The organism is Methylobacterium sp. WL6 (assembly GCF_008040095.1).
GTDB lineage: Bacteria > Pseudomonadota > Alphaproteobacteria > Rhizobiales > Beijerinckiaceae > Methylobacterium.
On sequence record NZ_VRVH01000389.1, the window covers coordinates 1 to 3,536 of the forward strand.

General features: G+C 68.5%; 3 protein-coding genes. All 3 read left to right on the forward strand.

The window, feature by feature from the left end:
• Positions 1-101 precede the first annotated feature (101 nt).
• The 3 genes from pufL to pufC all read left to right on the forward strand — a co-directional run bounded on the left by pufL (position 102) and on the right by pufC (position 3,120).
• Complete coding sequence (pufL, locus tag FV230_RS26075; RefSeq protein WP_147844447.1) at positions 102-926, forward strand: photosynthetic reaction center subunit L; 825 nt, start codon at positions 102-104, stop codon at positions 924-926.
• 98 nt (positions 927-1,024) lie between these two features.
• The gene (pufM, locus tag FV230_RS26080; RefSeq protein WP_147729316.1) at positions 1,025-2,005 is read left to right on the forward strand and encodes a photosynthetic reaction center subunit M; all 981 of its coding nucleotides are present in this window, start codon (positions 1,025-1,027) and stop codon (positions 2,003-2,005) included.
• On the forward strand, positions 2,002-3,120 hold the full coding sequence (gene pufC, locus FV230_RS26085) for a photosynthetic reaction center cytochrome PufC (protein ID WP_147844448.1): 1,119 nt from the start codon (positions 2,002-2,004) through the stop codon (positions 3,118-3,120). Before pufM ends, pufC begins: the two co-directional genes overlap by 4 nt.
• Positions 3,121-3,536: the final 416 nt, after the last annotated feature.

Consider the following 3,536-nt stretch of genomic DNA (forward strand, 5'->3'; position numbering starts at 1 on the left):
GCGCCCGACACCCCAGCGCTGCCGCAAGGCCGCTCGCACGACCGCCCGCCCGAGCGCCCGAGCGCCCGAGCGCCCGCAGACCCATCCGGAGGCTATTCGCCATGGCGATGCTGAGTTTCGAGAAGAAGTATCGCGTCCGCGGCGGCACCCTCGTCGGCGGCGACCTGTTCGATTTCTGGGTCGGGCCGTTCTACGTCGGCTTCTTCGGGGTCACGACGCTGTTCTTCAGCGCGCTCGGCACGGCGCTGATCATCTACGGCGCGGCGCTCGGGCCGACCTGGAACATCTGGCAGATCAACATCGCGCCGCCCGACGTCAAGTACGGGCTGGCGCTCGCCCCCCTGAAGGAGGGCGGCCTCTGGCAGATCATCACGTTCTGCGCCATCGGCGCGTTCTCGTCCTGGGCGCTGCGCGAGGTCGAGATCTGCCGCAAGCTCGGCATCGGCTACCACGTGCCCTTCGCCTTCGCGGTCGCGATCTTCGCCTACGTCGTCCTGGTCGTGGTCCGCCCGTTCCTGATGGGCGCCTGGGGCTACGGCTTCCCGTACGGCATCCTCAGCCACCTCGATTGGGTGTCGAACACCGGCTACCAGTACCTGCACTTCCACTACAATCCGGCGCACATGCTCGCCGTGACCTTCTTCTTCACCACGACGCTCGCTCTGGCGATGCACGGCGGCCTGATCCTCTCGGCGACGAACCCGGCCAAGGGCGAGACCGTGAAGAGCCCCGAGCACGAGGACACCTTCTTCCGCGACACGATCGGCTACTCGATCGGCACGCTCGGCATCCACCGCCTCGGCCTGTTCCTGGCCCTGTCGGCGGGATTCTGGAGCGCGGTCTGCATCGTGATCAGCGGCCCGTTCTGGACGCACGGCTGGCCGGAATGGTGGGGCTGGTGGCTGAACCTGCCGGTCTGGCGCTGAGCCGCGAAGTCGCCCGGCCGCGATCGTCGCGCGGCCGGGGGCGGGACGGATACGGCCACCACGTCGCTTGAAGAACGCTCCCGGAAAGGGCCCAGGCAATGGCGTACTACCAGAACATCCTCACCCAGGTGCAGATCCGGCCGATCGAGGCGGAGCACGGCGTCCCGGTCGCCGTCGATTCGCGCTGGGGCAAGCCGTTCCACAGCTACCTGATGGGGCTGATCGGCAACGCGCAGGTCGGGCCGATCTACATCGGCTACCTCGGGGCGCTGTCCTTCGCCTGCGGGCTGATCGCCTTCGAGATCATCGGCCTCAACATGTGGGCGTCGGTGAACTGGGACCCGATCCAGTTCGTGCGGCAGCTGCCCTGGCTCGCCCTCGAGCCGCCGCGCCCGCAATACGGCCTCCGGATCCTGCCGCCGCTCAACGAGGGAGGGTGGTGGCTGATCGCCGGCTTCTTCCTCACCGCCTCGATCCTGCTGTGGTGGCTCCGGCTCTACCGCCGCGCCGCGGCGCTCGGCCTGGGCAAGCACGTGCCGTGGGCGTTCGCCTCGGCGATCTGGCTCTACCTCGTGCTCGGCTTCATCCGCCCGATCATGATGGGCTCGTGGAGCGAGGCGGTGCCGTTCGGCATCTTCCCGCACCTCGATTGGACCGCCGCGTTCTCGCTGCGCTACGGCAACCTGTTCTACAACCCGTTCCACATGCTCTCGATCGTCTTCCTGTACGGGTCGACGCTGCTGTTCGCGATGCACGGGGGCACCATCCTGGCCTGCTCGCGCTACGGCGCCGAGCGCGAGATCGACCAGATCGTCGACCGCGGCACCGCCACCGAGCGCGCCGCCCTGTTCTGGCGCTGGACCATGGGCTTCAACGCCACGATGGAATCGGTCCACCGCTGGGCCTGGTGGTTCGCGGTGCTGACGACGCTGACCGGCGGCATCGGCATCCTGCTCACCGGCACCGTCGTCGACAACTGGTACCTCTGGGCGGTCAAGCACGGGGTCGCGCCGTCCTATCCGCAGGTCTACGGCCCGATCGTCGATCCCTCCAGCGTCGCCCCCTCGGTGCACCCATGAGAACCCTGCTCGCCGTCGCCGGCGCGGTCGCCGCGCTGTTCCTCACGATCGCCATGCTCGGCACCGCCGGCTGGACCCGCCCGCCGATGGCGCAGCAGCAGACCGGGTTCCGCGGCACTGCGATGCACGTCATCGAGACCCGGGCGAACAAGGCCGCCAAGATCGAGGCCAACCAGGCGCCCGCGCCGGCCGACCCGGCCGAGCCCGGGGGCGACAAGGCCTCGGCGGTCTACCAGAACGTCAAGGTCCTCGGCGATCTCTCGGCCGACAACTTCAACCGCCTGATGGCCTCGATGACCGAGTGGGTCGCCCCGGAGCAGGGCTGCACCTATTGCCACAACACCGAGAACATGGCCGACGACAGCCTGTACCAGAAGCGCGTCGCCAGGCGGATGCTGCAGATGGTCCAGCACATCAACTCGACCTGGAAGGAGAACCACGTCCACGAGGCCGGCGTCACCTGCTACACCTGCCACCGCGGCCAGCCGGTGCCGAAGAACATCTGGTTCGAGAATCCCGGCCCGAACGCGGGGCACGGCGTCATCCCGCGCAACAACGGGCAGAACGTCGCCAGCCCACAGGTCGGCCTGACCTCGCTGCCCTACGGCGTCTACGCGGCGTTCTACGCGCACAAGAACACGCCCGAGGACGCGATCCGCGTCAACGCCACCTCGGCCCTGCCGGAGACCAAGGGCAAGCCGATCCAGGACGCGGAGAAGACCTTCGCGATCATGATCAGCATGGCGCAGTCGCTCGGCGTGAACTGCACCTTCTGCCACAACACCCGCTCGGTGGCGGATTGGAGCACGAGCACGCCCAACCGCGTCGCCGCCTGGCACGGCATCCGCATGGTCCGCGACCTGAACGAGGACTACATGCTGCCGCTCTCCGAGACGCTGCCGCCGAACCGCCACGGCCCGCTCGGCGACGTGCCGAAGATGAACTGCGCCACCTGCCACAACGGCGCCAACAAGCCGCTCAACGGCGCCCACGTGGTCGAGGCCTATCCCGAGCTCGCCGGGCCCGTCGCCTCGGCGGACATGCCGGCCGGCGTGCCCGCCCAGCCCGCGGCGACGCCGGATCCGGCGATGCCGGCGCCCGCGCCGAAACCCTGACGACCCCGGCCGGGCGAGCCCCGGTCGAACGTCCCGATCCCGAAACGGCCGCCGGACCCCCGTCCGGCGGCCGTTCTCGTTGCGGGAGGCGACGGGAGGCGCGGCGCGACCTTCGCACATCGGACGCGCATCTCGGTGAATACAGCCACTTTTCAGAAATCGCGCGCGCGTATACAGACAGGAAACACCATTCGCGTATTATATACGTACGGTTGCAAGCACACAGTGAACGAATGCATGCCGGGGGCAGGAACATGATGCGTGCGCGGAATCCCGGAGAGCTCGGCTCGGCCCTGGCGTCCTGCCGGACGGCGTTCGCCGGCGTCGCGGTGATGAGCGGCGTGGTGAACGTGCTGTACCTCACCGGCTCGTTCTTCATGCTGGAGGTCTACGACCGGGTGATCCCGAGCCGTTCG